This window comes from Bacillus sp. GS3m_15504, from assembly GCF_055825275.1.
Genome location: NZ_JBVVNL010000001.1, coordinates 236194 through 261064 on the forward strand (window position 1 = coordinate 236194; position 24871 = coordinate 261064).

Annotated in this window: 32 protein-coding genes; 22 read left to right on the top strand and 10 right to left on the bottom strand. The window is 35.2% G+C overall.

The annotated features are described in order from the left end of the window. Positions 1-63: 63 nt before the first annotated feature. The 3 genes from AC0L0O_RS01395 to AC0L0O_RS01405 all read left to right on the top strand — a co-directional run bounded on the left by AC0L0O_RS01395 (position 64) and on the right by AC0L0O_RS01405 (position 3106). Positions 64-1269, top strand: coding sequence for an argininosuccinate synthase (locus AC0L0O_RS01395; RefSeq protein WP_000412327.1), 1206 nt, complete (start codon positions 64-66; stop codon positions 1267-1269). Further along, on the top strand, positions 1266-2654 hold the full coding sequence (argH, locus tag AC0L0O_RS01400; protein WP_428888927.1) for an argininosuccinate lyase: 1389 nt from the start codon (positions 1266-1268) through the stop codon (positions 2652-2654). Before AC0L0O_RS01395 ends, argH begins: the two co-directional genes overlap by 4 nt. Positions 2655-2752: 98 nt before the next feature. Further along, complete coding sequence (locus tag AC0L0O_RS01405; RefSeq protein WP_428888928.1) at positions 2753-3106, top strand: DUF3139 domain-containing protein; 354 nt, start codon at positions 2753-2755, stop codon at positions 3104-3106. 45 nt (positions 3107-3151) lie between these two features. Here the strand turns inward: AC0L0O_RS01405 and AC0L0O_RS01410 are convergent, their stop codons facing one another. Further along, positions 3152-3331, bottom strand: coding sequence for a hypothetical protein (locus AC0L0O_RS01410; protein WP_000342755.1), 180 nt, complete (start codon positions 3329-3331; stop codon positions 3152-3154). 95 nt (positions 3332-3426) lie between these two features. Between AC0L0O_RS01410 and AC0L0O_RS01415 the strand changes: the two genes are divergently transcribed. Then, on the top strand, positions 3427-4122 hold the full coding sequence (locus AC0L0O_RS01415; protein ID WP_428888930.1) for a hypothetical protein: 696 nt from the start codon (positions 3427-3429) through the stop codon (positions 4120-4122). A 41-nt stretch (positions 4123-4163) separates the two neighbouring features. On the opposite strand, the gene AC0L0O_RS01420 is transcribed toward AC0L0O_RS01415, so the two are convergent. Continuing rightward, on the bottom strand, positions 4164-4622 hold the full coding sequence (locus tag AC0L0O_RS01420; RefSeq protein ID WP_001066673.1) for a universal stress protein: 459 nt from the start codon (positions 4620-4622) through the stop codon (positions 4164-4166). A 147-nt stretch (positions 4623-4769) separates the two neighbouring features. Between AC0L0O_RS01420 and AC0L0O_RS01425 the strand changes: the two genes are divergently transcribed. Both AC0L0O_RS01425 and ald read left to right on the top strand, forming a co-directional pair. Beyond that, on the top strand, positions 4770-5561 hold the full coding sequence (locus AC0L0O_RS01425) for an SDR family oxidoreductase (RefSeq protein WP_002003634.1): 792 nt from the start codon (positions 4770-4772) through the stop codon (positions 5559-5561). A gap of 213 nt (positions 5562-5774) precedes the next feature. Continuing rightward, entirely contained in the window at positions 5775-6908 is a 1134-nt protein-coding gene (gene ald / locus AC0L0O_RS01430) for an alanine dehydrogenase (protein WP_001219405.1), read from the top strand. A 51-nt stretch (positions 6909-6959) separates the two neighbouring features. Here the strand turns inward: ald and AC0L0O_RS01435 are convergent, their stop codons facing one another. Both AC0L0O_RS01435 and AC0L0O_RS01440 read right to left on the bottom strand, forming a co-directional pair. After that, complete coding sequence (locus tag AC0L0O_RS01435; protein ID WP_411500976.1) at positions 6960-7385, bottom strand: hypothetical protein; 426 nt, start codon at positions 7383-7385, stop codon at positions 6960-6962. Continuing rightward, positions 7382-7645, bottom strand: a complete 264-nt coding sequence (locus AC0L0O_RS01440) for a helix-turn-helix transcriptional regulator (protein WP_002003636.1) — start codon at positions 7643-7645, stop codon at positions 7382-7384. Before AC0L0O_RS01440 ends, AC0L0O_RS01435 begins: the two co-directional genes overlap by 4 nt. Before the next feature lie 130 nt (positions 7646-7775). Here AC0L0O_RS01440 and AC0L0O_RS01445 point away from each other — a divergent pair, with 130 nt between their 5' ends. The 7 genes from AC0L0O_RS01445 (at position 7776) to AC0L0O_RS01475 (ending at position 11610) form a co-directional block, all read left to right on the top strand. Beyond that, the gene (locus AC0L0O_RS01445; protein ID WP_000534956.1) at positions 7776-8204 is read left to right on the top strand and encodes a hypothetical protein; all 429 of its coding nucleotides are present in this window, start codon (positions 7776-7778) and stop codon (positions 8202-8204) included. A 44-nt stretch (positions 8205-8248) separates the two neighbouring features. After that, positions 8249-8581: a cupin domain-containing protein gene (locus AC0L0O_RS01450; RefSeq protein WP_000450944.1), complete on the top strand. Its 333-nt coding sequence runs from the start codon at positions 8249-8251 to the stop codon at positions 8579-8581. After that, a complete protein-coding gene (locus tag AC0L0O_RS01455; RefSeq protein ID WP_411500975.1) occupies positions 8578-9366 on the top strand; it encodes a GNAT family N-acetyltransferase in 789 nt (262 codons plus the stop codon). The genes AC0L0O_RS01450 and AC0L0O_RS01455 overlap by 4 nt, the downstream gene beginning before the upstream one ends. Before the next feature lie 2 nt (positions 9367-9368). After that, entirely contained in the window at positions 9369-9713 is a 345-nt protein-coding gene (locus tag AC0L0O_RS01460; protein WP_001100220.1) for a DUF6176 family protein, read from the top strand. 123 nt (positions 9714-9836) lie between these two features. Then, the gene (locus tag AC0L0O_RS01465; RefSeq protein ID WP_000017733.1) at positions 9837-10346 is read left to right on the top strand and encodes an RNA polymerase sigma factor; all 510 of its coding nucleotides are present in this window, start codon (positions 9837-9839) and stop codon (positions 10344-10346) included. Continuing rightward, entirely contained in the window at positions 10327-11340 is a 1014-nt protein-coding gene (locus tag AC0L0O_RS01470; RefSeq protein ID WP_000532719.1) for an anti-sigma factor, read from the top strand. Before AC0L0O_RS01465 ends, AC0L0O_RS01470 begins: the two co-directional genes overlap by 20 nt. A gap of 63 nt (positions 11341-11403) precedes the next feature. Then, the gene (locus AC0L0O_RS01475) at positions 11404-11610 is read left to right on the top strand and encodes a hypothetical protein (protein ID WP_001248905.1); all 207 of its coding nucleotides are present in this window, start codon (positions 11404-11406) and stop codon (positions 11608-11610) included. Positions 11611-11624: 14 nt separating this feature from the next. Here the strand turns inward: AC0L0O_RS01475 and AC0L0O_RS01480 are convergent, their stop codons facing one another. Next, complete coding sequence (locus tag AC0L0O_RS01480; protein WP_000941463.1) at positions 11625-12452, bottom strand: DUF2785 domain-containing protein; 828 nt, start codon at positions 12450-12452, stop codon at positions 11625-11627. A gap of 93 nt (positions 12453-12545) precedes the next feature. Between AC0L0O_RS01480 and AC0L0O_RS01485 the strand changes: the two genes are divergently transcribed. Further along, positions 12546-12920, top strand: a complete 375-nt coding sequence (locus AC0L0O_RS01485; RefSeq protein WP_000816720.1) for a hypothetical protein — start codon at positions 12546-12548, stop codon at positions 12918-12920. A 20-nt stretch (positions 12921-12940) separates the two neighbouring features. Continuing rightward, positions 12941-13312: a DUF3221 domain-containing protein gene (locus AC0L0O_RS01490; protein ID WP_000373822.1), complete on the top strand. Its 372-nt coding sequence runs from the start codon at positions 12941-12943 to the stop codon at positions 13310-13312. Between the two features lie 28 nt (positions 13313-13340). On the opposite strand, the gene pepQ is transcribed toward AC0L0O_RS01490, so the two are convergent. Continuing rightward, positions 13341-14438, bottom strand: coding sequence for a Xaa-Pro dipeptidase (pepQ, locus tag AC0L0O_RS01495; RefSeq protein WP_000994044.1), 1098 nt, complete (start codon positions 14436-14438; stop codon positions 13341-13343). A 149-nt stretch (positions 14439-14587) separates the two neighbouring features. On the opposite strand from pepQ, the gene AC0L0O_RS01500 reads away from it, so the two are divergent. Then, a complete protein-coding gene (locus AC0L0O_RS01500; RefSeq protein WP_428888935.1) occupies positions 14588-15271 on the top strand; it encodes a metal-dependent hydrolase in 684 nt (227 codons plus the stop codon). Between the two features lie 40 nt (positions 15272-15311). On the opposite strand, the gene AC0L0O_RS01505 is transcribed toward AC0L0O_RS01500, so the two are convergent. Further along, on the bottom strand, positions 15312-15473 hold the full coding sequence (locus AC0L0O_RS01505) for a hypothetical protein (protein ID WP_000976307.1): 162 nt from the start codon (positions 15471-15473) through the stop codon (positions 15312-15314). Positions 15474-15717: 244 nt separating this feature from the next. Here AC0L0O_RS01505 and AC0L0O_RS01510 point away from each other — a divergent pair, with 244 nt between their 5' ends. The 4 genes from AC0L0O_RS01510 (at position 15718) to AC0L0O_RS01525 (ending at position 18939) form a co-directional block, all read left to right on the top strand. After that, complete coding sequence (locus tag AC0L0O_RS01510) at positions 15718-17031, top strand: CBS domain-containing protein (protein ID WP_000201587.1); 1314 nt, start codon at positions 15718-15720, stop codon at positions 17029-17031. Between the two features lie 193 nt (positions 17032-17224). Continuing rightward, a complete protein-coding gene (locus AC0L0O_RS01515; RefSeq protein WP_042510821.1) occupies positions 17225-17548 on the top strand; it encodes a hypothetical protein in 324 nt (107 codons plus the stop codon). Between the two features lie 103 nt (positions 17549-17651). Further along, positions 17652-18593, top strand: a complete 942-nt coding sequence (locus AC0L0O_RS01520; RefSeq protein ID WP_277493691.1) for a phosphotransferase enzyme family protein — start codon at positions 17652-17654, stop codon at positions 18591-18593. 88 nt (positions 18594-18681) lie between these two features. Beyond that, on the top strand, positions 18682-18939 hold the full coding sequence (locus tag AC0L0O_RS01525; protein WP_000099735.1) for a DUF3949 domain-containing protein: 258 nt from the start codon (positions 18682-18684) through the stop codon (positions 18937-18939). Positions 18940-18952: 13 nt separating this feature from the next. On the opposite strand, the gene AC0L0O_RS01530 is transcribed toward AC0L0O_RS01525, so the two are convergent. After that, positions 18953-19258 (bottom strand): YtpI family protein, encoded by a 306-nt coding sequence (locus AC0L0O_RS01530; RefSeq protein WP_001144777.1) that lies wholly within the window; start codon positions 19256-19258, stop codon positions 18953-18955. Between the two features lie 240 nt (positions 19259-19498). Between AC0L0O_RS01530 and AC0L0O_RS01535 the strand changes: the two genes are divergently transcribed. Further along, positions 19499-20431: a DHH family phosphoesterase gene (locus AC0L0O_RS01535; RefSeq protein ID WP_000544565.1), complete on the top strand. Its 933-nt coding sequence runs from the start codon at positions 19499-19501 to the stop codon at positions 20429-20431. Positions 20432-20482: 51 nt separating this feature from the next. On the opposite strand, the gene ytrI is transcribed toward AC0L0O_RS01535, so the two are convergent. Together ytrI and AC0L0O_RS01545 are read right to left on the bottom strand one after the other, a co-directional pair. Continuing rightward, entirely contained in the window at positions 20483-20986 is a 504-nt protein-coding gene (gene ytrI / locus AC0L0O_RS01540) for a sporulation membrane protein YtrI (RefSeq protein ID WP_001265729.1), read from the bottom strand. After that, positions 20983-21396 (bottom strand): YtrH family sporulation protein, encoded by a 414-nt coding sequence (locus tag AC0L0O_RS01545; protein WP_002037188.1) that lies wholly within the window; start codon positions 21394-21396, stop codon positions 20983-20985. The genes ytrI and AC0L0O_RS01545 overlap by 4 nt, the downstream gene beginning before the upstream one ends. Positions 21397-21438: 42 nt before the next feature. On the opposite strand from AC0L0O_RS01545, the gene dnaE reads away from it, so the two are divergent. After that, complete coding sequence (dnaE, locus tag AC0L0O_RS01550; RefSeq protein WP_000673745.1) at positions 21439-24765, top strand: DNA polymerase III subunit alpha; 3327 nt, start codon at positions 21439-21441, stop codon at positions 24763-24765. The last annotated feature ends 106 nt before the right edge of the window (positions 24766-24871 follow it).

A 24871-nucleotide genomic window follows, 5' to 3' on the forward strand; every position in this document is an offset into this window, starting at 1 on the left:
AAGGTGTTAAAGTGTGAATTATTATAAAAGAAAATGAATATTTATTCTTTAGGGGGATGCAAAATGGAGAAGAAAAAAGTTGTATTAGCATATTCCGGAGGTCTTGATACTTCCGTTGCAATTAAATGGTTACAAGAGAAGAATTATGATATTATCGCGCTTTGTTTAGACTTAGGGGAAGGTAAAGACTTAGCATTTGTAAAAGAAAAGGCACTTTCAGTAGGTGCAATTAAATCATATATGATTGATGTTCAAGAAGAATTTGCAAACGAATATGCATTGATGGCGATGCAAGCACACACGTTATACGAAGGGAAATATCCTCTCGTTTCGGCGTTATCTCGTCCACTTATCGCAAAGAAATTAGTAGAAATTGCAGAACAAGAAGGAGCGACTGCAGTTGCACACGGATGTACAGGGAAAGGGAATGATCAAGTTCGTTTTGAAGTTTCTATTCAAGCATTAAATCCTTACTTAGAAGTAATTGCACCTGTACGTGAATGGAAATGGTCACGTGAAGAAGAAATTGCCTATGCAAAAGAAAATAATGTACCGATTCCAATTAATTTAGATAGCCCGTTTTCAATCGATCAAAATTTATGGGGACGCAGCAATGAATGCGGCATTTTAGAAGATCCATGGGCAGCGCCGCCAGAAGATGCATATGAGATGACATTGGCATTAGAAGACACACCGAATAAACCAGAATTTGTAGAAATTGGCTTTGAAGCAGGCGTACCGACTACTTTAAATGGCACTGCATATCCACTTTCAGAACTTATTAAAACGTTAAATGCACTTGCTGGAAAACATGGCGTTGGACGTATCGATCACGTAGAAAATCGTCTTGTTGGTATTAAATCACGTGAAGTATACGAATGCCCAGCAGCAATGACATTAATTACGGCGCATAAAGAACTTGAAGATTTAACACTTGTAAAAGAAGTAGCACACTTTAAACCGATGATTGAGCAAAAAATAACAGAGCTTATTTATAACGGTTTATGGTTCTCGCCTTTAAAACAAGCGCTTCATGCTTTCTTACAAGAAACGCAAAAGAATGTAACAGGCATGGTGCGTGTGAAATTATTTAAAGGTCATGCAATTGTAGAAGGGCGTAAATCTGAGTACTCTTTATACGATGAAAAATTAGCAACGTATACTGCTCAGGATGAATTTAATCATGATGCAGCAGTTGGGTTCATTTCATTATTCGGTTTACCGACGAAAGTATACAGCCAAGTGAATCAAAAGAAGGTGGAAGCGTGAGCAAACTTTGGGGCGGACGTTTTACGGAAGAAGCGGAAGCGTGGGTTGAAGAGTTCGGGGCATCCATCTCCTTCGATCAACAATTAGTAAATCAAGATATAAACGGGAGTATTGCGCACGTAACGATGCTAGCAAAGCAAGGCATCGTTACGAAAGAAGAAGCAGAGAAAATAAAGATAGGTCTTCAATATTTATTAGAAGAAGCGAAACAAAATAAATTGCATTTTTCCGTTGAAGCGGAAGACATTCATTTAAATATCGAAAAGATGTTAATGGAAAAAATCGGTGAAGTAGGAGGGAAACTTCATACTGGCCGAAGTCGTAATGATCAAGTAGCGACAGATATGCACTTATATTTAAAAGAAAAAGTAGAGCATATTATAAAAGCTATAAAACAATTGCAAACTGTTCTTGTTCATCAAGCAGAAAATAATATTGAAACCATTATGCCTGGCTATACGCACTTACAGCGTGCCCAGCCAATTTCATTTGCTCATCATATTCTCGCTTACTTTTGGATGTTAGAGCGTGATGTAAATCGTTATGAAGATTCATTAAAGCGTATTAACATTTCGCCATTAGGAGCAGGTGCGTTAGCTGGAACGACATTCCCAATTGACCGAGAATATAGTGCGGAGCTCCTTGGATTTAATGGAATCTATGAAAATAGTTTAGATGCAGTAAGCGATCGTGATTTCATACTGGAGTTCCTCAGTAACTCATCTATGCTTATGATGCACTTATCACGCTTTTGCGAAGAACTTATTTTATGGAGTAGCCAAGAGTTTCAATTTATTGAAATGAGCGATCAATACGCAACAGGAAGCAGCATTATGCCGCAAAAGAAAAATCCAGATATGGCGGAACTTATTCGTGGTAAAACAGGCAGAGTGTACGGTAATTTATTTAGTTTACTTACAGTCATGAAAGGATTACCGCTCGCTTATAATAAAGATTTGCAAGAAGATAAAGAAGGAATGTTTGATACAGTGAAAACAGTAGAAGGCTGCCTTCATATTATGGCAGGCATGCTAGAGACGATGACTGTAAACAAAGAAAAAATGGGGCAAGCTGTAACGCAAGATTTCTCTAACGCAACAGAAATTGCTGACTACTTAGCAAGTAAAGGACTACCATTCCGTCAAGCTCATGAAATTGTTGGAAAGCTAGTGCTACACTGTACACAAAAAGGAATTTATTTAGTAGATGTCCCACTTGCAACATATAAAGAAATGAGCGCGCTATTTGAAGAAGATTTGTATGAAGTGCTGTCACCATATGCAGCTGTAAAGCGTCGTAACAGTGCTGGTGGGACTGGGTTTGAGCAAATTGAAAAAGCTTTGGGGAAGGCGAAAGGATTAACGAAAGAAGCTATTAAGAATTGAGTTGAAAAGTACGCCAGTCTGTTAAAGTCTGGCGTACTTTCTTTTTTACTAGTATTTAAGTTATGATATAGTGAAAAATAACAATTTAGGGGAAGTCTATGAAAAAAATAATATTTATTGTTTTACTGTTAATTAGCTTAAGTGCAAATGCTAAAGTATTTCTCTTGGACAAATATATCTTTGTTGGTGAACAAGTAAAGCGAGAGGAAGCGATTCTTGCAACGATGTGGCACTTGCAAGAAAAAGGATATAAAGAAAGTGATATTTCGTACATAAAACCGGCCTTTTATAGTAAAATCGGTTCTTACGGTATGAATGTACAGTTTAAAGATGAACCAAACGAATCATATACATATAGAGTTTCGAAAGATGCGAAAACAAATAAAGTAACTGTACACCAAGATAGCAATGAGCCAGGTGGTATGGGCGGGAAGCATCAAGAGCTTAAATAAAGAAAGAAAAACGACTGATGGCATTCGCCTGCAGTCGTTTTTCCTTTAATCATACTTATGTCGATCTTCCGTAATTCGAATATACTCAATATCCATTAAATCTCGCAGTAATGCACCATTACTTAGCTCAATTCCATGTGTTTCTCTAAAATGTGCGCGAATTGTATCTAACATTTCGATTTCTTTCCCATTCACATCTAAAATAATACGTTCAGAATCATCCATGTAGCACCCTCCTTTTCTAAACATATATATTTTGTCCGTTTATTTCTAAAAAATGTATGTTAATGTAATGTTAGGAAATAAGAAAGGGATGGAAAATGAGACGTATTTATTTTATAGGGTTAATTTTGTATACGCTAATTGTATTGCACGTTGCATTCCCAAATATCTTTTCATTTGAGGATGTAGAAACAGTACATATCGGGATATTTATCTTTATTCTATTTGTAGTAGACTGCTGTATTTCGATATGGCTTTCGAAAAGAAAACATGTACAAGATAAAAAAGAAATGGAACGAAAAAAGAGAAAACGTTCATTTTGGATAACGACGTATTGTTTTTCTTTAGTGATTGCCGCTGCTTGTTTTATTGAACATATTCCATTAGAAAGAGTAAATATTGGATTTGGAGCGTTCGTATTTGCATACTATTTTTTCATGCACTTTCTTCCTTATATGAAAGAAAAGCGAGGAGAAGAGGAAGATCCGCTTGTAGAAGAAGCGAGAGAACAAGAGCATAAGAGAATAGAAGAAGATATACAGAAACTAGGGGAACAAAAATGGTATTTGAAATCTAAAATTATATATGTTCTTTGCTTTATTACGCCGCCAATCGGTTATTTGTATGTATTCTGCCTTCGTAAAAAAATGACAGAAGATGCAAGGCAATCTTATTTAACAGTAGCTACGATTATGATGGCATTGTGGTCTTTGAAGTTTCTTCCGCCTTATATATTGGCAATTACCGTTGCTGTTATAGCTTGTCTTGTATTTCTAGTAAAATATGTGAAATGAAAAACACCAAGCCCGTGTGGACTTGGTGTTTTATTTATCAATTAAAGCTCACCTTGCTCCTCATCACCACGAACAACAAGGACATCGCATTTCGCATAGCGAATAATATGTTCAGAGACGCTACCAATTAGGAAACGCTCAACAGCATTTAAACCAGTTGCACCACACATAATTAAATCTACTTTATGATTTGGAGCGATTTCTTTTGAAATTTTTGATTTAGGATTACCAAATTCTAATACAGTTTCAATTTTTTCAAGGCCAGCTTCAAGCGCAGTTTTTTTGTAGTCTTCTAATAAGTCTTCTGCAAATAGATTTGCACGTTCAGCAATTGCACGGCTATAAGCTTCTACTGCTGAGTATGCTTTTACATCAACGATATGAGCAATAGTTAATGTTGCATTGTTGCGTTTTGCGACTTGAATTGCTTTTTTAAAGGCTTTTTCTGCTTCTTTAGAACCATCCACCGCGATTAAAATATTTGTATATGTATTATTCATAGTAAATTCCTCCCAATCATTTTTATTACCGTTTACAACTTTATTATAAAACAAATTTTGGTAATGTGCTTGCCAGAAACGTTACAGAATTTCGAAAACTCTGTTTTGATTCATTTTAGTTGTAATTGGTGCAAGAACTTGTTACATATGAACTATAGCAATTTAAAAGGGGGCCGTTTTGTGAGACACGCGCTCATTACAGCCGGTACGAAAGGTTTAGGAAAGCAAGTAACAGAGAAGTTATTGGCTAAAGGGTATTCAGTAACAGTAACGTATCATAGCGATATTACGGCTATGAAAAAGATGAAAGAAACATATAAAAATATGGAAGAGCGTCTACAATTCGTGCAAGCGGATGTCACGAAAAAGGAAGATTTACATAAAATAGTAGAAGAAGCGATAAGCCGTTTTGGCAAAATTGATTTCTTAATTAATAATGCTGGTCCATATGTATTTGAACGAAAAAAGTTAGTCGATTATGAAGAAGATGAATGGAATGAAATGATTCAGGGTAATTTAACAGCTGTATTTCATTTGTTGAAGCTTGTCGTTCCGATTATGAGAAAACAGAACTTTGGCCGTATTATTAATTACGGATTCCAAGGGGCAGATAGTGCACCGGGATGGATTTATCGTTCAGCTTTTGCAGCAGCGAAAGTAGGACTTGTTTCATTAACGAAAACTGTTGCTTACGAAGAAGCAGAATATGGTATTACTGCAAATATGGTATGTCCTGGTGATATTATTGGTGAAATGAAAGAAGCGACAATTCAAGAAGCACGTCAGTTGAAAGAACGTAAAACACCAATTGGTAGATCTGGAACAGGTGAAGATATCGCAAGAACGATTTCGTTTTTATGCGAGGAAGATTCCGATATGATTACCGGTACAATTATTGAAGTAACTGGTGCAGTAGATGTTATTCATAGACATCGATAGAGAAAAATAAAGTGAAGTTTCGAATGATTGGACAGTTTATCCTTTATGCTGATAGGTGCGGATAATACTGTCCTTTAATATAAAGTTAAATCTATCGGAAAACTTGTATTATTTTTTGTCAAATATTGAGATATTATGTTAAAATATAAGAGCGTAGAAAGCGCTTTAAAAAATGATTCAGGGGTCATTTCATAACTCAAGGGGGAACTAATAATGCGTATCGGTATTCCAACAGAAATTAAAAACAATGAAAACCGCGTGGCAATGACGCCAGCGGGAGCAGTACATTTAGTACAAAATGGTCATGAAGTTTTTGTTCAAAAAGGAGCAGGTTTAGGATCTGGCTTTACGGATGAAGAATACGTACAAGCTGGTGCGAAACTTGTTGAAACTGCTGAAGAAGCATGGAATCAAGATATGGTTATGAAGGTAAAAGAGCCAGTTGCGAGTGAATACGGCTATTTCCGCGAAGGTTTAATTTTATTCACATACTTACACTTAGCTCCAGAACCAGAATTAACGAAAGCATTAATTGATAACAAAGTTGTATCAATTGCATACGAAACAGTACAATTAGACAATCGTTCATTACCATTACTTGCACCTATGAGTGAAGTAGCAGGTCGTATGTCTGCACAAATCGGTGCACAATTCCTTGAGAAAAACAAAGGCGGTAAAGGTATTTTACTTGCAGGCGTTCCAGGGGTAAAACGCGGCAAAGTAACAATTATCGGCGGTGGTCAAGCTGGTACAAACGCAGCGAAGATTGCAGTAGGTTTAGGTGCAGATGTAACAATCATCGACTTAAGTGCAGAACGTCTTCGTCAATTAGATGACATTTTCGGTAACCAAGTAAAAACGTTAATGTCTAATCCATACAATATTGCAGAAGCTGTAAAAGAATCTGACCTTGTCATTGGTGCAGTATTAATTCCAGGTGCAAAAGCGCCAAAACTTGTAACAGAAGAAATGATTCAATCAATGGAACCAGGTTCTGTCGTTGTAGATATCGCGATTGACCAAGGTGGTATTTTTGAAACAACTGACCGTATTACAACTCATGACAACCCAACTTACGAAAAACATGGCGTTGTTCATTATGCAGTTGCAAACATGCCAGGTGCGGTTCCACGTACATCAACTCTTGCATTAACAAACGTAACAGTACCATATGCAGTACAAATTGCGAACAAAGGCTATAAAGATGCTTGCCTAGGCAACACTGCATTATTAAAAGGTATTAACACATTAGATGGATATGTAACATTCGAAGCGGTTGCAGAAGCTCACGGTTTACAATACGCTGATGCAAAAGAGCTTCTTGAAAAAGCTCCTGCTTTATCATAATAGAAATACATGTAAGCCCCTCCTTTCATAAGGAGGGGCTTTTTATTTGAGTTAATTATCTAGTTTCTTTACAATTTTCAATCCGAACATCATGGTAAAGAAAAGAATGCCGAACACGTAATATAAGGCATACTCAACTCGTATCATCGAATTTTTGTCAGTGATATATAAAATAAATAGTATCGCAGAGCCGACTAAATGAGAGAGACCGAAAATTTGTGCCATAAGCTTTAAACTCATCTTCTCGATTCTTTCATCCATTTCAGGTAATGGATATTTCTCGGAAACGCTCTTTTTTTTCTTAAAGAATATTTTTTTCACTACGAATAGTATCAAGGATAAGAGTACGTATACGCCAGCGAATAGAAGGACAGAACTAATCTTTTCTTCGTCATTACTATTGAAATAAAGTAAAGATGATCCTAACAATAAAATAGTAAGATGTGAAATGAACTTTTGACTAGAAGTATTTTTCATTCTTTTTCCTCCCCAGTTTTATCTAATTGAAATAAATCTTCTACTTTACAGTTGAAAAACTCACATAATTTCAATGCTAATTCTAAACTTGGGTTGTATTTGTTTTTTTCGATAGCGATGAGGGATTGTCTAGTGATTTGAACAGAGGAAGCTAATTGTTCTTGGGTGATGTCTCTAACGACGCGGAATTGTTTTACCTTATTTTTAATCAAATATACAAAGTCTCCTTTTTGTAAATTTGTTACATTTATTATATCCATTTTTAGGTAATAAGTAAATGAAGCTTTACAAAAAGTAAATAAAACTTTACGTGAAATATAGCTTGTTACAAAGTTATTTTTTGTGATAATTTGGAATTAAATGAAAAATGTAAGTCGAAGAGGGGATTGGATGGGGAGCAAAAAGAGGAAGCAAAAGCAAGCTAAAAGACAAAAATATATAAAGAAAAAGCAGGAACAGAACATACCTCTTTCAAAAAAAGTAGTCCTTATGATAGAAAAAACATTTCGGTATATTTGTATGGCTCTGTATGTAATTTTGTGTATGTATTCATTTGGAGTGTTTTACAGTTTGGAGATAACTCCTAATATTATTGAGAGTATTTTAGAATTTCTCCTTGTTGCAATACAATTAGTCTTATTTTTTATATTATTTGATACAGTATGGCCTAGTCATGAAAGTAAGAAAGATAAGAAAAGAAAAAGGAATAAAAAATCTTCATCCGCTTCAAGTTCATCAAGCGGATTTGGTGACTATAGTAGCAGTGATTGTAGTAGCTCAAGTGATAGTGGAGGAGATTGCGGAGGTGGTGGAGACTAAGTTGTTTTTTCAGAAGAACGACTAATGAAAGGGTGGGACGAAAGATGGAAACTGTGAACTTAATAGAATTAACAAAGGACATTCAAGAGCAACATAAAAACTTCGTTGTTTCAAATGTAAATAGTCATTGCTTACGAATCGCTGTATTTACTGGTGAATATGATTGGCACTATCATTCTAATTCGGATGAATTATTTATTGTGCTAGAGGGAGAATTACTTATTGATTTTGAAGATGGAGAAACAGCGGTATTAAAGCCAAATGATTCTATTTTAATTCCGGCGTGTACGATTCATAGAACGAGAGCATTAAAGAGAACGGTAAATCTTTGTTTTGAAAATATAGAGGCTGATACGATTAAAGTGGAGCAATTATGAAAAAATTATCTGTAGCCGAGTATAGAAAAATCCTTCCGATTTTAGAAAGTCATATAAAAACGACGACGTTTGCTTATGCGGTATGTGATCAAGTGATAGATGGTGAGGTTTTTGTAAACGAGAAGTTAACAGCAGGACTAATTCGTACAGCTAACGGTATTTATTATTTATTTGGTGATACTGATGATCAAAATTATAACGAAGATTTATTTTCGTTGATAAAAAAGGCTATTGAAAAAACAGAGAAGAGATTTACAGTGTTCACTTCGAGTGAAGAGTGGGAAATGATGATTGAAGAGCGTTTTAGTCATGTACTTCGGAACATTCCACGAATGAAGTTTCAAAGCGTAACCTTTGAAGAGAGAAAACGAGATTGTAACAAAAATACATATGAAGTGAAGCGTATTGATAGAAGAGATATAGAACGAAGCAGTGAATTTACAGAGGAATATTATAAAGATTATTGGGGATCAATTGAAGCATTTTTGAATGATGGTTTTGGATTTTATATAGAACAAGAGGGACTGATTATATCTGAATGTGTTTCGATATTTAGCGGGAATGGATTTGCTGAAATTGATATCGTGACGCATGAAGCGCATCAAGGAAAAGGATTAGCCCAAGCTGTTGCAACGCAGTTCATTGAACATTGCATGCAAAATGATATTACACCGTGCTGGGATTGTTATGTAGATAATATTTCTTCTCAAAAATTAGCTAACAAATTAAGTTTTCATAATCCGATAGAATATAGTTTATTTGTACGTAAGAAAACGGGGGAATAAAAATGAATGTGGAGTTAACGAGATTTAAAGTGAAACAAGATAAAAGTCATCGTGTAGATGAATGGATGCAGCTTCTGAATGACAATATGAAAGAAGTGCTTTTGACACTAAACGACGAAAAGATGTACGTTGAGACAATTTTCCGGGAAATAAGAGATGGAGAAGAGTACTTATATTGGTATTCTGTGCAAGGAGAAGGCGGGGCTCTTGTCGAAAATTCTCATCATGAAATTGATAAAAAGCACTTGGAATTTTGGTATGAGTGTATCGATGAAGAAGCACCCTCTGTTGATATGAAAACAGAAGTCGTTATGATTCAAGATGTTGTGAAGGACGCGATGAAATAATAGAATAGTATTTTTGAGAGAAGCACATCAAAATGGATGTGCTTTTTATTATTAAAATTTTTTTAAGAAAAGCTGTATACATTTTACGCTCTCAAACGTTGAGTATATAGAAAGGAGAGCTAGATGAGCCATGATACATTTGAAACGTTATTAATAGAGAAGTCAAAAGCTGTGTTTGGATACTTAATTAAGATTGGAGCAAATAGAAAAGAAGCAGAAGATATTGTACAAGATACGTTGTATAAAGCTTTATTGCTTATGGAGGAAATACCGTTAGAACATTTAACACCGTGGCTCTTTAGAGTTGCGATCAATCAGCACCGAGATTTACACCGAAAAGAAAAAAGACTAAATCCAATTGCGATTGAATCTGTCGTTCTTATTGGTCAAAAGTCATTAGATGAAGTGCTTTTAACAAGTGAACTACAAGGCGAGGTACAAGAAATATTGGAGACGATGACGGAGGAATATCGCCATATTTTACTGTTGAAATATGAATATGAACTATCTTATAAGGAAATTGCCATTTTATTAAATATGAAAGAAGAAACAGTGAAAACAAGTTTGTACCGTGCAAGAAATCAATTTAAAAAATTGTACAGGAGGAGAAACGATGGGGCGGAAGGACTTTGATTTGAATATGGATGATAAGCAGATGAAGACTTTGATGAAGAAGGCGAAGAGGAAGCAGTTTTGGAGAAATCTAGTAATCTCAGTAGTTGTGACATTAGTCTTGATTGTAGGTAGTATCAGTTTATTAATTTATTTTAATGAAAAGAATAAGCGGGAAATGGATCAGAGAGTATATTTCAGACACAGTGTTCAAGGGCCTAATATTATTTTTAATGGACATACAAAGTTAAGCATGGGAATAGCTAGCGGTACAATGATGTACAGTTCCTATAAAAACATTCAAGGACAACCAGTTAAATGGATTGATGAAATTTATGAGTATTCGATTTTGGGTTACAGTCAAAAAAATGATAATGGAAATACAGGTTTAGAAGAAGAGAATATAAATAAACAATCAGAATTTGCTACAAGGCAAGATTACAATAGACAGACAATGCAAAGAGAAATGCGGTTTTATTTACCTTTTGTAAAGTATTTAAACTATGTGAATGATTTAGAGAGAATTAGTGAATTGCAGAATAAAGTCGCAGAGGTAGCTCTATCTTTTGATAAGGCATATACAGCGGAGGAAGTAGTAAAAATGCTCCCTGAAGGAATACGACCTGTGTGGCTTTGGGTAGATACATATGATGAAACGAAAGCAGAGACGTATACTGGGTTAACGGATCCTGAAACTGGAGCAGTGTTAAATGCAGAGGTATCAATGAACGTTTTTGGCTTTGAGGGTAGTTATGCTGATAAGAAGGAAGACGAGTACAAGGATATTGAAGGGAACTCAATGGGGTTTATTGATGCTATGAAATCTTTAAGCGAAAATAAAGGGGGATATCAAGAATATTTTAGGGAAAATTATAATGAAATGAAAAACTTCGAACCGAAAGACCTACCAATATACGGTGTAGTTGTAACAGGCAAAACAGAGGATTTACAAAGTTTACAAGGAGCACCATATATTAAAGCGGCTGTTAGAGGTGTAACAGTTGAGAAATATTAATTACAGTCTATTAATGTGAATAATCAGAAAATTTATGTTATACTATATGAAAAGGAGGTTCATATGAGGCAAATACATGGAGCAATTTATATTTACATAACAATGTTTTTCGTGGCGATATCTTATGGATTAGGGCACGTGTATTCGCATCCTATACTAACTTTTTTAAGCGGAGCATGTATGGCGTTTGCGCTTCTTGTCCACCTTTTCTCAGTTTGGATCGTGAAATTTCAATTAAATATTAGTGAAATAGAAGAAGGCACTTTCTAAGTGGCCTTCTTTTTTTAATAATATTTTGGAAGCTCTTGTAGCAATTTTTCAACTTCACATTCAGTTTCTTCACATATAGAAAGCTTGCGCAGTCTGAAAAATAAGCTGCGTAAGAAAGATTTTATGTTCCCATATAGAAACTCGTACGATTCAATATGTAATGTTTGTTTTTTTGCGGGTAATTGAGCTACTAAGTCATGAAGGGCTAATATGAGTGCTTCTTCCTTTAAGCCATTTTGTAGCATTGCGACAATCGGATAAACGAGACGCTCGTCTTCTTCATATTTGTAGTAAATAGAATGGACACAGACTTTGTTTAATAAAGTTTGTAATATTTCTTCGTAATGTAAAGTTTCCAGTTTAGGACTACGAACAAGCGCTTCAAATGTATCGGAAGCATGAGCGATACTATGTGCCCAGCCGTGGTTTTGCACATATCCGCGGAAATCATGTTCATTGTTCATATATAGAATTAGTTGATCTTTTACATTTGAAATATCAGTCTGTGATAAGAAATTATGATTTGTATCAGCATCAATAATGAGCGCAATTAATAATGTTGTAAATGCTCGGGTAAATACCGCATCTTCGTCACTTGAATGAATCTTATACAGTAAATATTTTTCACTGATGCTTTCTAATAGTAGTTTCTGCGATTGCGTGTGTGAAATGTATTCCTTTTTGATGAGATGATAGAAAGTAGAGTAAATAAGTTTGTCTCTTAAATAGCTATCAGTAACACCGATATGTTCAAGCATATTGGAACTTAAAGAATCAATGTTAACTTTGTTATCCAGTATGTAATTATTATTACGAATTTCTTCTAACTGTTGTTGTAACATATAAACCTCCTATTTTAGAAAATTCTGTATTTTAATAGTATAATAGAAGGAAGAAATGGACAATAAATAAGTGCATTTGAATGGAGGGGCATGATGAAGAGAGCATTATTCTTTTTCATTAGTATTTTCTTTTTAGGAAGCTGCTCGATTTGGTATTTTACTTTTTCTAGCGAGAGCAAAAGTTGGACGGGACAATATAAAGGCCATATTAAGGATGACAGTGAAGATGGAATGTTTACATTTCGGTATAAGGGCGGAGATGGAAATACAGAATTTAAAAATTTAGAGATTGCTATTAATGGAGCCTTTAGCACAATGACACAAACGTCAGAAAATCATAAAGGAGCAAAGATTGAAATGAAGTCTTCTTGTGTAAGTTGTGCGCCTCTATCTAAAGATGAACCGATAGAGATTGTGATTAAATGGGATGATAAGTATGAGGAGAAAATGGTTTTAAAGCGGAAATAGTGTAGGGTAAGGAGTTGCGGATGGATAGGCATATGAAATTTTCTATGTTCATGTTTTTAGGTGTGGTTCTAATCATATTAGCAGCGTGTACTACAAAATCAGTAGAGCAAGTAGCAGTAAAAGAAGTACCTAAAGAAGGGTATATCATATTAAGAAATGAAACAGTGTTTTTGGCCGATGATAAAACGTTTGAGACAAAAATAGAGTTACAAAATTATATAGAACAACAAATGAATCAAGATTATCCATCAGATATAGTCCTAATTTTTAAGGATAAAGATGCATATGATCAATTAAAAACAGGGGATAAAATAAAAGTATGGTCTTCTCAAACGTTTGAGAGTTATCCAGTGAAAATGATAGTAGAGAAATTTGAAATAGCAGAGAAATAAAAAGGCAGCAATTAAGCTGCCTTTTTTATTATTTTACAAATTGTAATTCTTTCGGGAACTTCGTTAAAATTTCTGACCCGTCTTTTGTGATATAAATATCATCTTCAATACGAACGCCACCTACGTTTGGTACGTAAATACCTGGCTCAATTGTGAAGACCATACCTTCTTTTAATGGAGATTCGTTACCAGCTTTTACATCTGGATATTCGTGCACGCTAATTCCAAGTCCGTGACCAAGGCGGTGCGGGAAGAAGTCACCATAACCTGCATCTGCGATAACAGAACGAGCAGCGTTGTCGATTGCGCCAAGTGTAACACCTGGTTTACATGCTTCAACTGCTTGTAGTTGTCCAGCAAGTACAGTGTTGTAAATGCGAGTTTGTTCTTCAGAAATCTCGCCAAATGCCACTGTACGTGTAATGTCAGAGCAATAACCGTCAATGATTACGCCTAAATCAAATAGTACGAAATCGCCGCGTTTCATTTTGTTTGCACCTGGAATACCGTGTGGAAGAGCAGAGTTTGCACCAGCTAATACCATCGTATCAAATGACATTTTATGTATGCCTTTTGTTTTTAATTCATGTTCAATAATTGCTAATACTTCTAGTTCGCTACGATCTTCTTTAATTGCATTTACACCAACTTCAACAGCATAGTCTGCCATTTTAGCTGCTTCGCGTAAAATAGAAAGTTCTTTTTCATCTTTAATTAAACGAAGTTCACGAACTTTTTCCTCAGCTGATGTGAAAGCTGCATTTGGGAATAGTTTTGTTAATTCTTCGTAGCGCTCTACGTTTAAATGTTCTTTTTCAATTGCAACTGCGTTTGCATTGATGCCGCGGTCTTTAATTGCTTTTGCAATCATATCCCATGGTCTGTCAGTATCAGTAAATCCGATAATTTCATGTGCCCAGCCGGCGTTACGTGCTTGGCCTTCTTCCATTTTAGGGCAAATTAAAATAGGCTCTTTTTCTTGGAATACAAACATACCAAGAAGTCTTTCGTGTGGTTCACAGTGGAAGTTTGTCATGTAGAAGACGTTTGGTGTAGAAGTTAAGAACGCAGCTTCTACGTTTTTTTCTTTTAGCCATTGCATTAAATTTTCTAATCTAGCATTCATCGATTGGCACCCCCGAGATATTTAATTACAAATATAACTTTAACTCGGAAGAAAGCGTTATGACAAGTAAATAGATGTTAGAAAAGACAGGGAATTGAAAAATCATGTAGAATAAAAAGTGAGAATGTGAATAGGGGAGGAATGTAATAATGAAAGTATCTTATCATGGACATTCAGTTGTAAAGATTGAAACGAATGGAAAAGTTATTTTAATTGATCCGTTTTTAACAGGAAATCCGAAAACAGATTTAAAGGCTGAAGATGTAAAAGTAGATGCGATTCTTTTATCGCATGGTCATGGTGATCATGTTGGAGATACAGTAGAACTTGCGAAGAAAAATAATGCGGTTGTTGTAGCACCATTTGAACTAGCGACATTTTTAAGTTGGCAAGGTGTAAATACACATCCGATGCATATAGGTGGTTCGCATGAATTTGATTTCGGAAAAGTGAAGTTTACACAAGCATTCCACGGTTCTAGTTATATTGATGAAGAAAATAAGACGATTACATATACTGGTATGCCATCGGGTATTTTATTTACAGCAGAAGAGAAAACTTTGTACCATGCAGGGGATACTGCTCTATTCTCTGATATGAAATTAATTGGAGAACTAAATAACATTGATGTAGCATTTTTACCAATTGGTGATAATTTCACAATGGGACCAGAAGATGCTGTTTTAGCAGCAAAATGGGTTCAGGCTAAAACTGTTGTACCGATGCATTACAATACGTTCCCAGTAATTGAACAAGATCCATATCAATTTGTAGAAAAGCTACAAAATTGTACAGGGAAAGTATTAGAAGCTGGAGAAAGTATTACACTATAGAAAAGAAACCCTTCATTTGAAAAGACAAGTGAAGGGTTTTTTACGTGTGTAGGATAGCTTTTAAAGGTTGTATTTGTTTTGATGATTCTTCTCTTTTTGGAAGTGGCTGCTCAGGTGTTTCATTCAATTCCATTGCAACTTTTTTCCCGTCTACGAAAGCTAACAATACAGCACCTACAACTTCTAATAATTTTTTCATCATGTATCCGCTCCTTTGTTTCATTTCTTGTCTTCATTGTATATGGAAGCGGCTGAACAAACTATCGAACGAGATGACAATACCATTACATTGTTGTAATAGAAGAAGTGGTGTAATGTAAGGCGTATTTTGTTATAAAAAAAATAGTACAGATATACAAAGAGAGAGTGTAACAGTTTTGAAAATATAGTATACTAAAAATACAACACATGAAGAATTTAGGGAAAAGAAAGTATGGTGAAACCATTTGGCTACCAAGCATAACCAAATTTTAGAACATATTAATAGCCTGCCAGTAGGGCATAAAATTTCTGTAAGGCAAATTGCAAAAGATTTGAGTGTAAGTGAAGGGACAGCTTATCGTGCAATTAAAGATGCAGAAAATAAAGGGTATGTTAGTACGATTGAACGTGTCGGAACAATTCGAATTGAACAAAAGAAGAAAGAAAATATTGAAAAGCTGACATATGCAGAAGTCGTTAACATTGTTGATGGTCAAGTACTTGGAGGCAGAGAAGGACTACATAAAACGTTAAATAAATTCGTAATCGGAGCAATGAAATTAGAAGCGATGATGCGCTATACAGAAGCTGGAAACTTACTTATTGTCGGTAATCGTACGAACGCACATCAATTAGCGTTAGAAACCGGAGCTGCGGTGTTAATTACGGGCGGATTTGATACGGAAGATCATGTGAAGAAATTAGCAGATGAATTAAAACTGCCGATTATTTCAAGTAGTTACGATACATTTACAGTTGCAACGTTAATTAACCGTGCGATTTACGATCAGCTTATTAAGAAAGAAATTGTACTCGTTGAAGATATTTTAACGCCAATTGAAGAGACGTTATATTTAAAACCAAATGATACAGTGCAGCAATGGCATGCATATAACGAAGAGACGATGCACGGAAGGTATCCAATTGTTGATGAAAATAAAAAGGTATTAGGTATTGTGACTTCTAAGGATATGATTGGTGTTGCAAAAGAAACACCAATTGATAAGGTAATGACAAGGCATCCAATTACGGTAAATGGCAAAATGTCTGTCGCAGCTGCGGCACGTATGATGGTGTGGGAAGGTATTGAGTTACTTCCTGTTGTTGATGAAGGAAATAAGTTGCAAGGTATTATTAGCCGTCAAGATGTACTTCAGGCGTTGCAAATGATTCAGCGTCAACCGCAAGTAGGTGAAACAATCGATGATATTGTAACGAATCAATTTATGACGCCGAAAGAAGCGAAAAATGAGCATTTATATCAATTTTCAGTGACGCCGCAAATGACGAACTCAATCGGAACGCTATCTTACGGTGTATTCGCAACGATTGTGACAGAAGCAACGAATCGCGTTATTCGTGCGCAAAAGAAGAGTGATTTAATTGTTGAGAATTTAACAATTTATTTCGTAAAACCAGTTCAAATTGACAACGTTGTATCCGTTCATCCGAAAGTATTAGAAATTGGACGTAAATTTGGTAAGGTTGATGTAGAAGTACATCATGAAGGTAATGTTGTTGGGAAAGCATTACTTATGGTGCAATTGATTGATAAATAAAAAGATGGAGCAAGCCGCTTTGGTTTGTTCCATTTTTTTTAGAACGCTACATTAGAGGGTTTTAAAATTTAGTTATCGAATGTATTATATTTTGAATTGCAAAAGAGAATGTTAAATTACGTTTTGTTTCATATTCATAAATAGGGCATGCGATAATTTGAAGATGCTGGAGCAATAATTGTGGAGGTGTCGAATGGGAGTAGTACTTTTCTTTTTAGGTTTAATACTTGTAATTACTGTTCATGTGATAACTCATAGAATAATGGATTTAAATAAAAAGAAATTGTATGTAATAAGTTTGATTTTCGCTATTATTTGTTCTTTTATCCCTACAACTGGAGAAAATAAGAGTGATTTTCTTTACTTTGGTATACCAGTTGAAACATTTGTTTATTATGGTGGATGGGAATTTTCGTTTCATCCATTAGGTTTTTTCCTTAATTTTATTTTGTTTTATTGGATTTTGAAGCTATTACTTAAGTTCGGTCAGAGTTTTGGAAGAGAAGTAAAAAAATAGCAGGATATGTATCGGTACGGATAGAAAATTGCTTGTTAGTCAGTAGGAAAGCTTACGTTACTAATCATTACTATGCTTCACTATACGAACTAGGGGGAGAAGAATGGATTTTTACATTAAAGAGCAGTTATGTAAGCAATATAATTTAATTAGTCTTACGAAAGTTTCATTGTTGCATGGGGGAGAAAATCACACATATATGTTCGAATCGGACAAAAATAAATTTGTAGTTAGGCAGTATAGGGAAGGACGTTATACAGCCGAGCAAATAGAAGCTGAAATACATTGGTTAATAGGGTTGCAAAAACAAATGTTAGTACCAGAAGTAGTTGTAAATAAAGATGGTGACTGGGTCACACCTGTTATGAAAGATGAAGGAAGTATCCAGTATTTTGTTGTCTTTAGGTTTATAAATGGAAGTGAAATTATAGAACCAAAGGATAAAGATTATGAAAAGCTTGGGTCATTAATGCGAATGTTTCATGAAAAAACAAATGGAGTGCTTAAAAGTGTGCCGCAAACTTGGGGAGGTTATGAAAGACCTATATATAGCGAGAAAAAGATGATTCATGAGCCTTTACAATGTTTATTAAATACTTCTTTTTTATCTTATGAGGATAAAAATAAATGCTTGAGAATTGCAGAAAGAATACAAGAACTTACAAACTCAATACAATTGGGAGAAAAACAATTTGTTCACGGAGATATGCATTTTGGAAATATTCTTGTAGACAAAGAGGGTTGGTATTTACTCGATTTTGATGAATGTGGATTTGGCTATAAAGAGTTTGATATTGGTGTTCCGAGATTGCATTTAATTACTTCGGGACAGTTAGAAGAAGTATGGGGGAATTTCATGATGGGATATGGGGAAAATATTTCAGAATCATCCATTCGACTGGGGACCGCTTCAAGAATCTTTTATATGGCAGGAAAAATACCATTAAGACTTGATATTGAACCAATTAAAAAGAATCCAGGTAATTTCATTCGGCGATATATGCAGTATGTCGAAGAGGAATTATGCGGTGAGACAATTGTTTGATTAAAAAACATAATATTAATTTAATTAGATGTTAGATTATGTTATGATTGAATTGTAAGAAAATGGATTACGGGAAGGTGTATGCATTATGTCATCAACAGTACTCTTTTTTGGTAGTATCGCACTATTTTACTTTCTTATAATGATACCGATTCAATATTTATACTTACAAGGTTTACATGAAAAAAAGAAAAAAACAGGATTATCTCAGCGAGAACTATACGAAAGAATGTCTTTTGGAGAAGAACAATTACATCTTCATGTGCAAGGCAACCCATTTAATATACCATCTGCGTTTGTCGCATATATGATTTTAAAAGTTAGAGGACGTAAAAAAGCATCATAGTGTTGATGCTTTTTTACGTTGTTTCATAGACTTCTGCTTCTTTAACTGCTAATGGTAAGAAATGTTTGTATTGGCGAAATCCATTAAATACACTTGCACTACCAAATAGAACGAATAAGACACCAACGATAATACGAGCGGTTGAAAGTTCTAAAAAGAATTGGTTTATTCCAAAGAATAAGACGAATGAACCGAGTGCCATTGCGGATTTTCCTGAGAGCCAACCTTTCTCCATTGGGCGGTTTGTACGAAAGTATTTTGTTTTGTAGAAGAGGTACAACATAAATGAGACGATAATACAGAAGACTAATACTGGCATAATGCACACTCCCATCGCTTTATGAAAAATAATAGTGGAGAAAAAAGAAATATCTAAACTTTCTAATTTTTATTATAAAGCAATTGTTCGCATGTATGAAATACTTTCCGTTATAATGGAGGATAAAGTGAGACTTTCATTAGTGTGGGGATGTTTCCGCGCGCTAATGATTAGCCCACATTCATTGGGCTTTTACTGCACGTTAAAGTGAAGAAGTTGAATAAAAAGGAGATTATACATATGCATGAGAAAATTTTAGGAGCAATTAAAGAGTTTGATACAATTATTATTCATCGTCATGTGCGTCCGGATCCAGATGCGTTAGGCTCACAGGGCGGTCTTAGTACCATTCTACAAGAATCGTTTCCAGAGAAAAATATTTATACGGTTGGGTACAATGAACCGTCATTAGCATATTTACGAGTAATGGATGATATTGAAGATAGTGTATACGAAAATGCGCTTGTTATCGTTTGTGATACAGCAAACCAAGAACGTGTTGATGATCAACGCTATACAAAAGGGAAGATGTTAATCAAAATTGATCACCATCCAAATGAAGATCCATACGGAGATATTACGTGGGTAGATACGACAGCAAGTTCTACAAGTGAAATGATTTATGAGTTTTATAATTATGGAAAAGATAAAGGGTTACAAATAACAAAAGAAGCAGCTCGTCTTATTTTAGCGGGGATTGTTGGGGATACAGGTCGTTTCTTATTCCCGAATACAACAGCAAAAACACTTCGTTACGTAAGTGAGCTTGTTGATATGGATGTGAAATTCACGGATTTATACAATGAAATGTATAAGACGAAAGAAAAAATCGCTCGTTTAAACGGCTATATTTTACAAAACTTTACGATGGTAGAAGAAGGAGCAGCTTACATTAAATTAACGAAAGAAGTATTAGAAAAATTTGATGTACTTCCTTCTGAGGCATCCGGTGTTGTTGGAGCACTTGGTAACATTGATGGATTAAAGGCGTGGGTTCTATTTTTAGAGGAAGACGATGTGATTCGTGTTCGCCTTCGTTCAAAAGGACCAGTTATAAATAAATTAGCAATGCAATATAACGGCGGAGGACATCCGATGGCTTCTGGTGCAAAAGCATCTTCTTGGGAAGAAGCGGATCGTCTATTTGCTGATTTACGTGAGATTTGTAAATAAGAAATTATATGTTAGAACGAAAAGAAGGAGTGGCGCTAAAGCCCTCCTTCTTTATTTTTCTTTCTCTATCGTAATGCTAATTTCAAGCACTGTATCAAAAGATATTGTATCGACTTTAAAACGGTATAGCCGATCGTAATGTTTGTACGTCTTGTTTTCGATTACCTTTTTGAGTAGGTCTTTATTTTTTGCGATACTTTGTATGTTTTTCGTTAAAAGATGCTGGAGGTCATTATGGATAGAAGTAGTCATATTTTCAATTGTAAGGTTGTCTAAATCGTATTTTTCTTGATTTATAAGTTTTATTTTAATCTCTTGAATGGTTAAGAGACGTTTATTTTCTGTGTTCAATTTTTCTTGATCTTCTAGAAGGACGTGGAGCTTTGCTTCTTGTTTTTCGATAATTTCTCTTTGTTCTGCTATTTTAATAGCTTGTTCTTCTTGAAAAACACCGTATATGTACAAAAAAATAAACCAGCTCAATACACCTCCAACAGCAGCGCCAGCTAAAACTAAATACCATCTTTTTGCTGTATTGGCACTTGGTACTCTCATGCATGTTCCTGCGTTAGCCATTTAATAATAATAAGACCGGTTTGCATACCACCCGTTGCGAAAAAAATAAGGAGAATTTGTTTTACGATATCTTTCATATCTCCGCCAAAGAAACTTCTTTCAAAACTATAAAAAGTATCAAATGTTCCGCCAATCGCTGCAACGAGTGCCCAAATTCTTAAATTTTGGGCGAATTGATTAATGTAAGTTAGAGTTGGTTTTCCGATAAGAAATGCACCAAATCCACCAATTAATGAACCACCAAGTATAACCCCAAAGGCAATAAAATAACTAATAATAAGCAGAGAGAAAAAAGTATGTTCTCTTACATCCATCGTCATTCCCCTTTCTTCTTCATATATATGGACAAAGTATAAGAAGTATGTTTTGATTTCCGCTTTCCTCTTCACCTATAATAAAAGTAGTCAAATAGGTAAAGAGAGGGTACAACAGTGAAGTTTGTGCATTTACAATGTCAAACCGTTTTTAGTTTATTAAAAAGTGCTTGTAAAATTGATGAGCTTGTAGTCAGGGCGAAAGAGCTCGGTTATTCATCGCTGGCTATTACAGATGAAAATGTTATGTATGGCGTTATCCCGTTTTATAAAGCATGTAAGAAACATGGTATACATCCTATTATCGGTTTAACAGCCTCTATTTTTAGTGAAGAAGAAGAAAAGTCTTATCCGCTTGTCTTACTTGCTGAAAATGAAATAGGTTATCAAAATTTATTAAAGATTTCTAGTAGCATTATGACGAAGTCAAAAGAAGGTATTCCGAAGAAATGGCTTGCGCATTATGCGAAAGGGCTAATTGCAATTTCACCAGGGAAAGATGGAGAAATTGAACAATTATTATTAGAAGACAAAGAAAGTCAGGCTGAAGAAGTAGCTCGTGCATATCAAAATATGTTCGGCAATTTTTATATGAGTTTACAGCATCATGCGATTCAAGATGAACTGCTTCTGCAAGAAAAATTACCTGCATTTATGAATAGGGTAAATATTCCGGTTGTAGCGACGAACGATGTACGCTACATCAATCAAAGTGATGCACTTGTTCATGAATGTTTATTATCTGTTGAAAGTGGAACGAAAATGACAGATCCCGATAGGCCGAGGCTGAAAACAGATCAATATTATTTAAAATCATCAGATGAAATGGAAGCCCTATTTTCTCACGTAGAAGAAGCGATTTATAACACAGTAGAAATTGCAGAACGTTGCAGAGTAGAAATACCGTTTCATGTAAATCAATTACCGAAATTCCCTGTTCCATCTAACGAGACGAATGATATGTATTTGCGCCGCGTTTGTGAAGAAGGATTACAGAAACGTTATGGTACGCCGAAAGAAGTACATATAAACCGTTTGAATCATGAATTAAACGTTATTTCTAGTATGGGGTTTAGTGATTATTTCCTCATCGTATGGGATTTTATGAAGTATGCGCATGAAAATCATATATTAACAGGACCAGGTCGTGGATCAGCTGCTGGATCACTCGTTTCGTATGTATTAGAAATTACAGATATTGATCCAATTGAATACGATTTATTATTTGAGAGATTTTTAAATCCCGAACGTGTGACACTTCCAGATATTGATATCGATTTTCCAGATATAAGACGTGATGAGATGATTCGATATGTGAAAGATAAATATGGTCAGCTTCGTGTTGCGCAAATTGTAACGTTCGGGACGCTTGCAGCAAAGGCGGCAATTAGAGATATTGCGCGTGTAATGGGGCTTCCGCCGCGAGATATTGATATATTCTCAAAACTTATTCCATCAAAGCTTGGGATAACGTTAAAAGATGCTTATGAAGAGTCACAATCGCTTCGTGAGTTTATTCAAGGAAATCTTTTACATGAGCGTGTATTTGAGATTGCAAAACGTGTAGAAGGCTTGCCACGTCATACGTCTATTCATGCAGCTGGCGTTATTATGAGTCAAGAACCGTTAACGGGAAGTGTAGCGATTCAAGAAGGGCATAACGATGTGTATGTTACGCAATACCCAGCTGATGCGTTAGAAGAACTTGGGTTGCTCAAGATGGACTTTTTAGGATTACGTAATTTAACGTTACTTGAAAATATTATAAAGTTTATCGTGCAAAAAACAGGGAAAGAAATTGATATAAGAAATTTACCACTTCAAGATGAAAAGACATTCCAATTATTAGGTAGAGGGGATACAACAGGTGTATTCCAGCTCGAATCAAGTGGTATGCGAAATGTACTTCGCGGGTTAAAGCCGAATGAATTTGAAGATATTGTTGCTGTTAACTCGTTATATAGACCAGGACCGATGGAACAAATTCCAACCTTTATTGAATCAAAACATGGAAAAAGAAAAATTGAATATTTACATCCGGACTTAAAGCCGATTTTAGAAAGAACATACGGTGTAATTGTATACCAAGAACAAATTATGCAAATTGCGTCGAAGTTGGCGGGCTTCTCGCTCGGAGAAGCCGATTTATTACGCCGTGCAGTGAGTAAAAAAAATCGTGATATTTTAGATCAGGAACGTAAGCATTTTGTGCAAGGGTGTTTACAAAATGGTTATGACGAGACATCTGCAGAGAAAATTTACGATTTAATTGTAAGATTCGCAAATTACGGTTTTAACCGAAGTCACGCTGTAGCCTACAGTATGATTGGGTATCAGCTTGCCTATTTAAAAGCGAATTATACGCTGGAATTTATGACGGCACTATTATCGAGTGCAATTGGAAATGAAGATAAGATTGTGCAATATATACGGGAAACGAAGCGAAAAGGTTTTCATGTTTTGCCGCCATCTCTTCAGAGAAGTGGTTACAATTTCCAAATAGAAGGAAATGCAATACGTTACAGTTTACTTTCCATTCGAAACATTGGAATGGCTACCGTGACAGCATTACTTGAAGAACGAGAGAAAAAAATGTTTGAAGATTTATTTGAATTTTGTTTGCGCATGCCATCAAAGTTTGTAACAGAGCGAAATTTAGAGGCGTTCGTCTGGTCTGGATGTTTTGACGATTTTGGTGTTTCGAGAACAAATTTATGGAAAAGTCTTAAAGGAGCGTTAGAGTATGCAAATCTTGCGCGTGATTTAGGAGATGCTGTTCCGAAATCAAAATACGTACAAGGAGAAGAGCTCTCCTTTATTGAACAGTTAAATAAAGAGAAGGAAGTACTAGGTTTTTATTTATCAAGCTATCCGACAGCGCAGTATGTGAAGTTAGCGAAAGAATTAGAAATTCCATCTCTCGCTCAGGCGATGCGACATAAGAAAAAAGTACAAAGAGCTATTGTGTATATAACAAGCGTGAGAGTGATTCGTACGAAAAAGTTGCAAAAGATGGCGTTTATTACATTTTGTGATCAAAATGATGAAATGGAAGCGGTTCTTTTCCCCGAAACGTATATACATTTCTCAGATAAGTTACAAGAAGGAGCAATTGTTTTAGTTGACGGCACGATTGAGCTTAGAAATCATAAGTTACAATGGATTGTAAATGGACTATATCCGTTAGAAGAAATGGATGCGTATGAGGAAAAGAAAGATGCGTCTGTTTACGTGAAATTGCCGTCTCAGTATGAGAAAAAGCTTTTAAATCAGGTTACTAAAATATTGTTTGACTATTCGGGTTTTGCGAAAGTACTAATTTATTATGAAAAGGAACATAAAATGGTACAATTATCTCGAAGTTTATCGATTCACCCAAGTGAAGAATGTTTAGGAGCACTTCGTGAAATTGTCGGGGAAGAAAATGTGGTTGTGAAAATATAATGGACAATTTCCCTACACTTCGATTATTATAGTAGTAGTGTTCGTGGTCAGACCACTTGGAGAAATTGATATCAGCAAGAATAATTTGAGGAGAGTGGATAGTTTG

Excerpts from the sequence above, each read along its gene's own strand:
- AC0L0O_RS01465 (WP_000017733.1), top strand. The coding sequence starts at position 9,837 with ATGAGCCATGATACATTTGAAACGTTATTAATAGAGAAGTCAAAAGCT.
- AC0L0O_RS01420 (WP_001066673.1), bottom strand. The coding sequence starts at position 4,622 with ATGAATAATACATATACAAATATTTTAATCGCGGTGGATGGTTCTAAA.
- AC0L0O_RS01440 (WP_002003636.1), bottom strand. The coding sequence starts at position 7,645 with ATGGATATAATAAATGTAACAAATTTACAAAAAGGAGACTTTGTATAT.
- AC0L0O_RS01425 (WP_002003634.1), top strand. The coding sequence starts at position 4,770 with ATGAACTATAGCAATTTAAAAGGGGGCCGTTTTGTGAGACACGCGCTC.
- AC0L0O_RS01460 (WP_001100220.1), top strand. The coding sequence starts at position 9,369 with ATGAATGTGGAGTTAACGAGATTTAAAGTGAAACAAGATAAAAGTCAT.
- AC0L0O_RS01470 (WP_000532719.1), top strand. The coding sequence starts at position 10,327 with ATGGGGCGGAAGGACTTTGATTTGAATATGGATGATAAGCAGATGAAG.
- AC0L0O_RS01450 (WP_000450944.1), top strand. The coding sequence starts at position 8,249 with ATGGAAACTGTGAACTTAATAGAATTAACAAAGGACATTCAAGAGCAA.
- AC0L0O_RS01395 (WP_000412327.1), top strand. The coding sequence starts at position 64 with ATGGAGAAGAAAAAAGTTGTATTAGCATATTCCGGAGGTCTTGATACT.
- pepQ (WP_000994044.1), bottom strand. The coding sequence starts at position 14,438 with ATGAATGCTAGATTAGAAAATTTAATGCAATGGCTAAAAGAAAAAAAC.
- AC0L0O_RS01410 (WP_000342755.1), bottom strand. The coding sequence starts at position 3,331 with ATGGATGATTCTGAACGTATTATTTTAGATGTGAATGGGAAAGAAATC.
- AC0L0O_RS01515 (WP_042510821.1), top strand. The coding sequence starts at position 17,225 with ATGGGAGTAGTACTTTTCTTTTTAGGTTTAATACTTGTAATTACTGTT.
- AC0L0O_RS01485 (WP_000816720.1), top strand. The coding sequence starts at position 12,546 with ATGAAGAGAGCATTATTCTTTTTCATTAGTATTTTCTTTTTAGGAAGC.
- AC0L0O_RS01525 (WP_000099735.1), top strand. The coding sequence starts at position 18,682 with ATGTCATCAACAGTACTCTTTTTTGGTAGTATCGCACTATTTTACTTT.
- AC0L0O_RS01475 (WP_001248905.1), top strand. The coding sequence starts at position 11,404 with ATGAGGCAAATACATGGAGCAATTTATATTTACATAACAATGTTTTTC.
- AC0L0O_RS01480 (WP_000941463.1), bottom strand. The coding sequence starts at position 12,452 with ATGTTACAACAACAGTTAGAAGAAATTCGTAATAATAATTACATACTG.
- ald (WP_001219405.1), top strand. The coding sequence starts at position 5,775 with ATGCGTATCGGTATTCCAACAGAAATTAAAAACAATGAAAACCGCGTG.
- AC0L0O_RS01535 (WP_000544565.1), top strand. The coding sequence starts at position 19,499 with ATGCATGAGAAAATTTTAGGAGCAATTAAAGAGTTTGATACAATTATT.
- AC0L0O_RS01405 (WP_428888928.1), top strand. The coding sequence starts at position 2,753 with ATGAAAAAAATAATATTTATTGTTTTACTGTTAATTAGCTTAAGTGCA.
- AC0L0O_RS01500 (WP_428888935.1), top strand. The coding sequence starts at position 14,588 with ATGAAAGTATCTTATCATGGACATTCAGTTGTAAAGATTGAAACGAAT.
- AC0L0O_RS01530 (WP_001144777.1), bottom strand. The coding sequence starts at position 19,258 with ATGCCAGTATTAGTCTTCTGTATTATCGTCTCATTTATGTTGTACCTC.
- AC0L0O_RS01520 (WP_277493691.1), top strand. The coding sequence starts at position 17,652 with ATGGATTTTTACATTAAAGAGCAGTTATGTAAGCAATATAATTTAATT.
- AC0L0O_RS01490 (WP_000373822.1), top strand. The coding sequence starts at position 12,941 with ATGGATAGGCATATGAAATTTTCTATGTTCATGTTTTTAGGTGTGGTT.
- ytrI (WP_001265729.1), bottom strand. The coding sequence starts at position 20,986 with ATGAGAGTACCAAGTGCCAATACAGCAAAAAGATGGTATTTAGTTTTA.
- AC0L0O_RS01445 (WP_000534956.1), top strand. The coding sequence starts at position 7,776 with ATGGGGAGCAAAAAGAGGAAGCAAAAGCAAGCTAAAAGACAAAAATAT.
- AC0L0O_RS01505 (WP_000976307.1), bottom strand. The coding sequence starts at position 15,473 with ATGATGAAAAAATTATTAGAAGTTGTAGGTGCTGTATTGTTAGCTTTC.
- AC0L0O_RS01455 (WP_411500975.1), top strand. The coding sequence starts at position 8,578 with ATGAAAAAATTATCTGTAGCCGAGTATAGAAAAATCCTTCCGATTTTA.
- AC0L0O_RS01415 (WP_428888930.1), top strand. The coding sequence starts at position 3,427 with ATGAGACGTATTTATTTTATAGGGTTAATTTTGTATACGCTAATTGTA.
- AC0L0O_RS01435 (WP_411500976.1), bottom strand. The coding sequence starts at position 7,385 with ATGAAAAATACTTCTAGTCAAAAGTTCATTTCACATCTTACTATTTTA.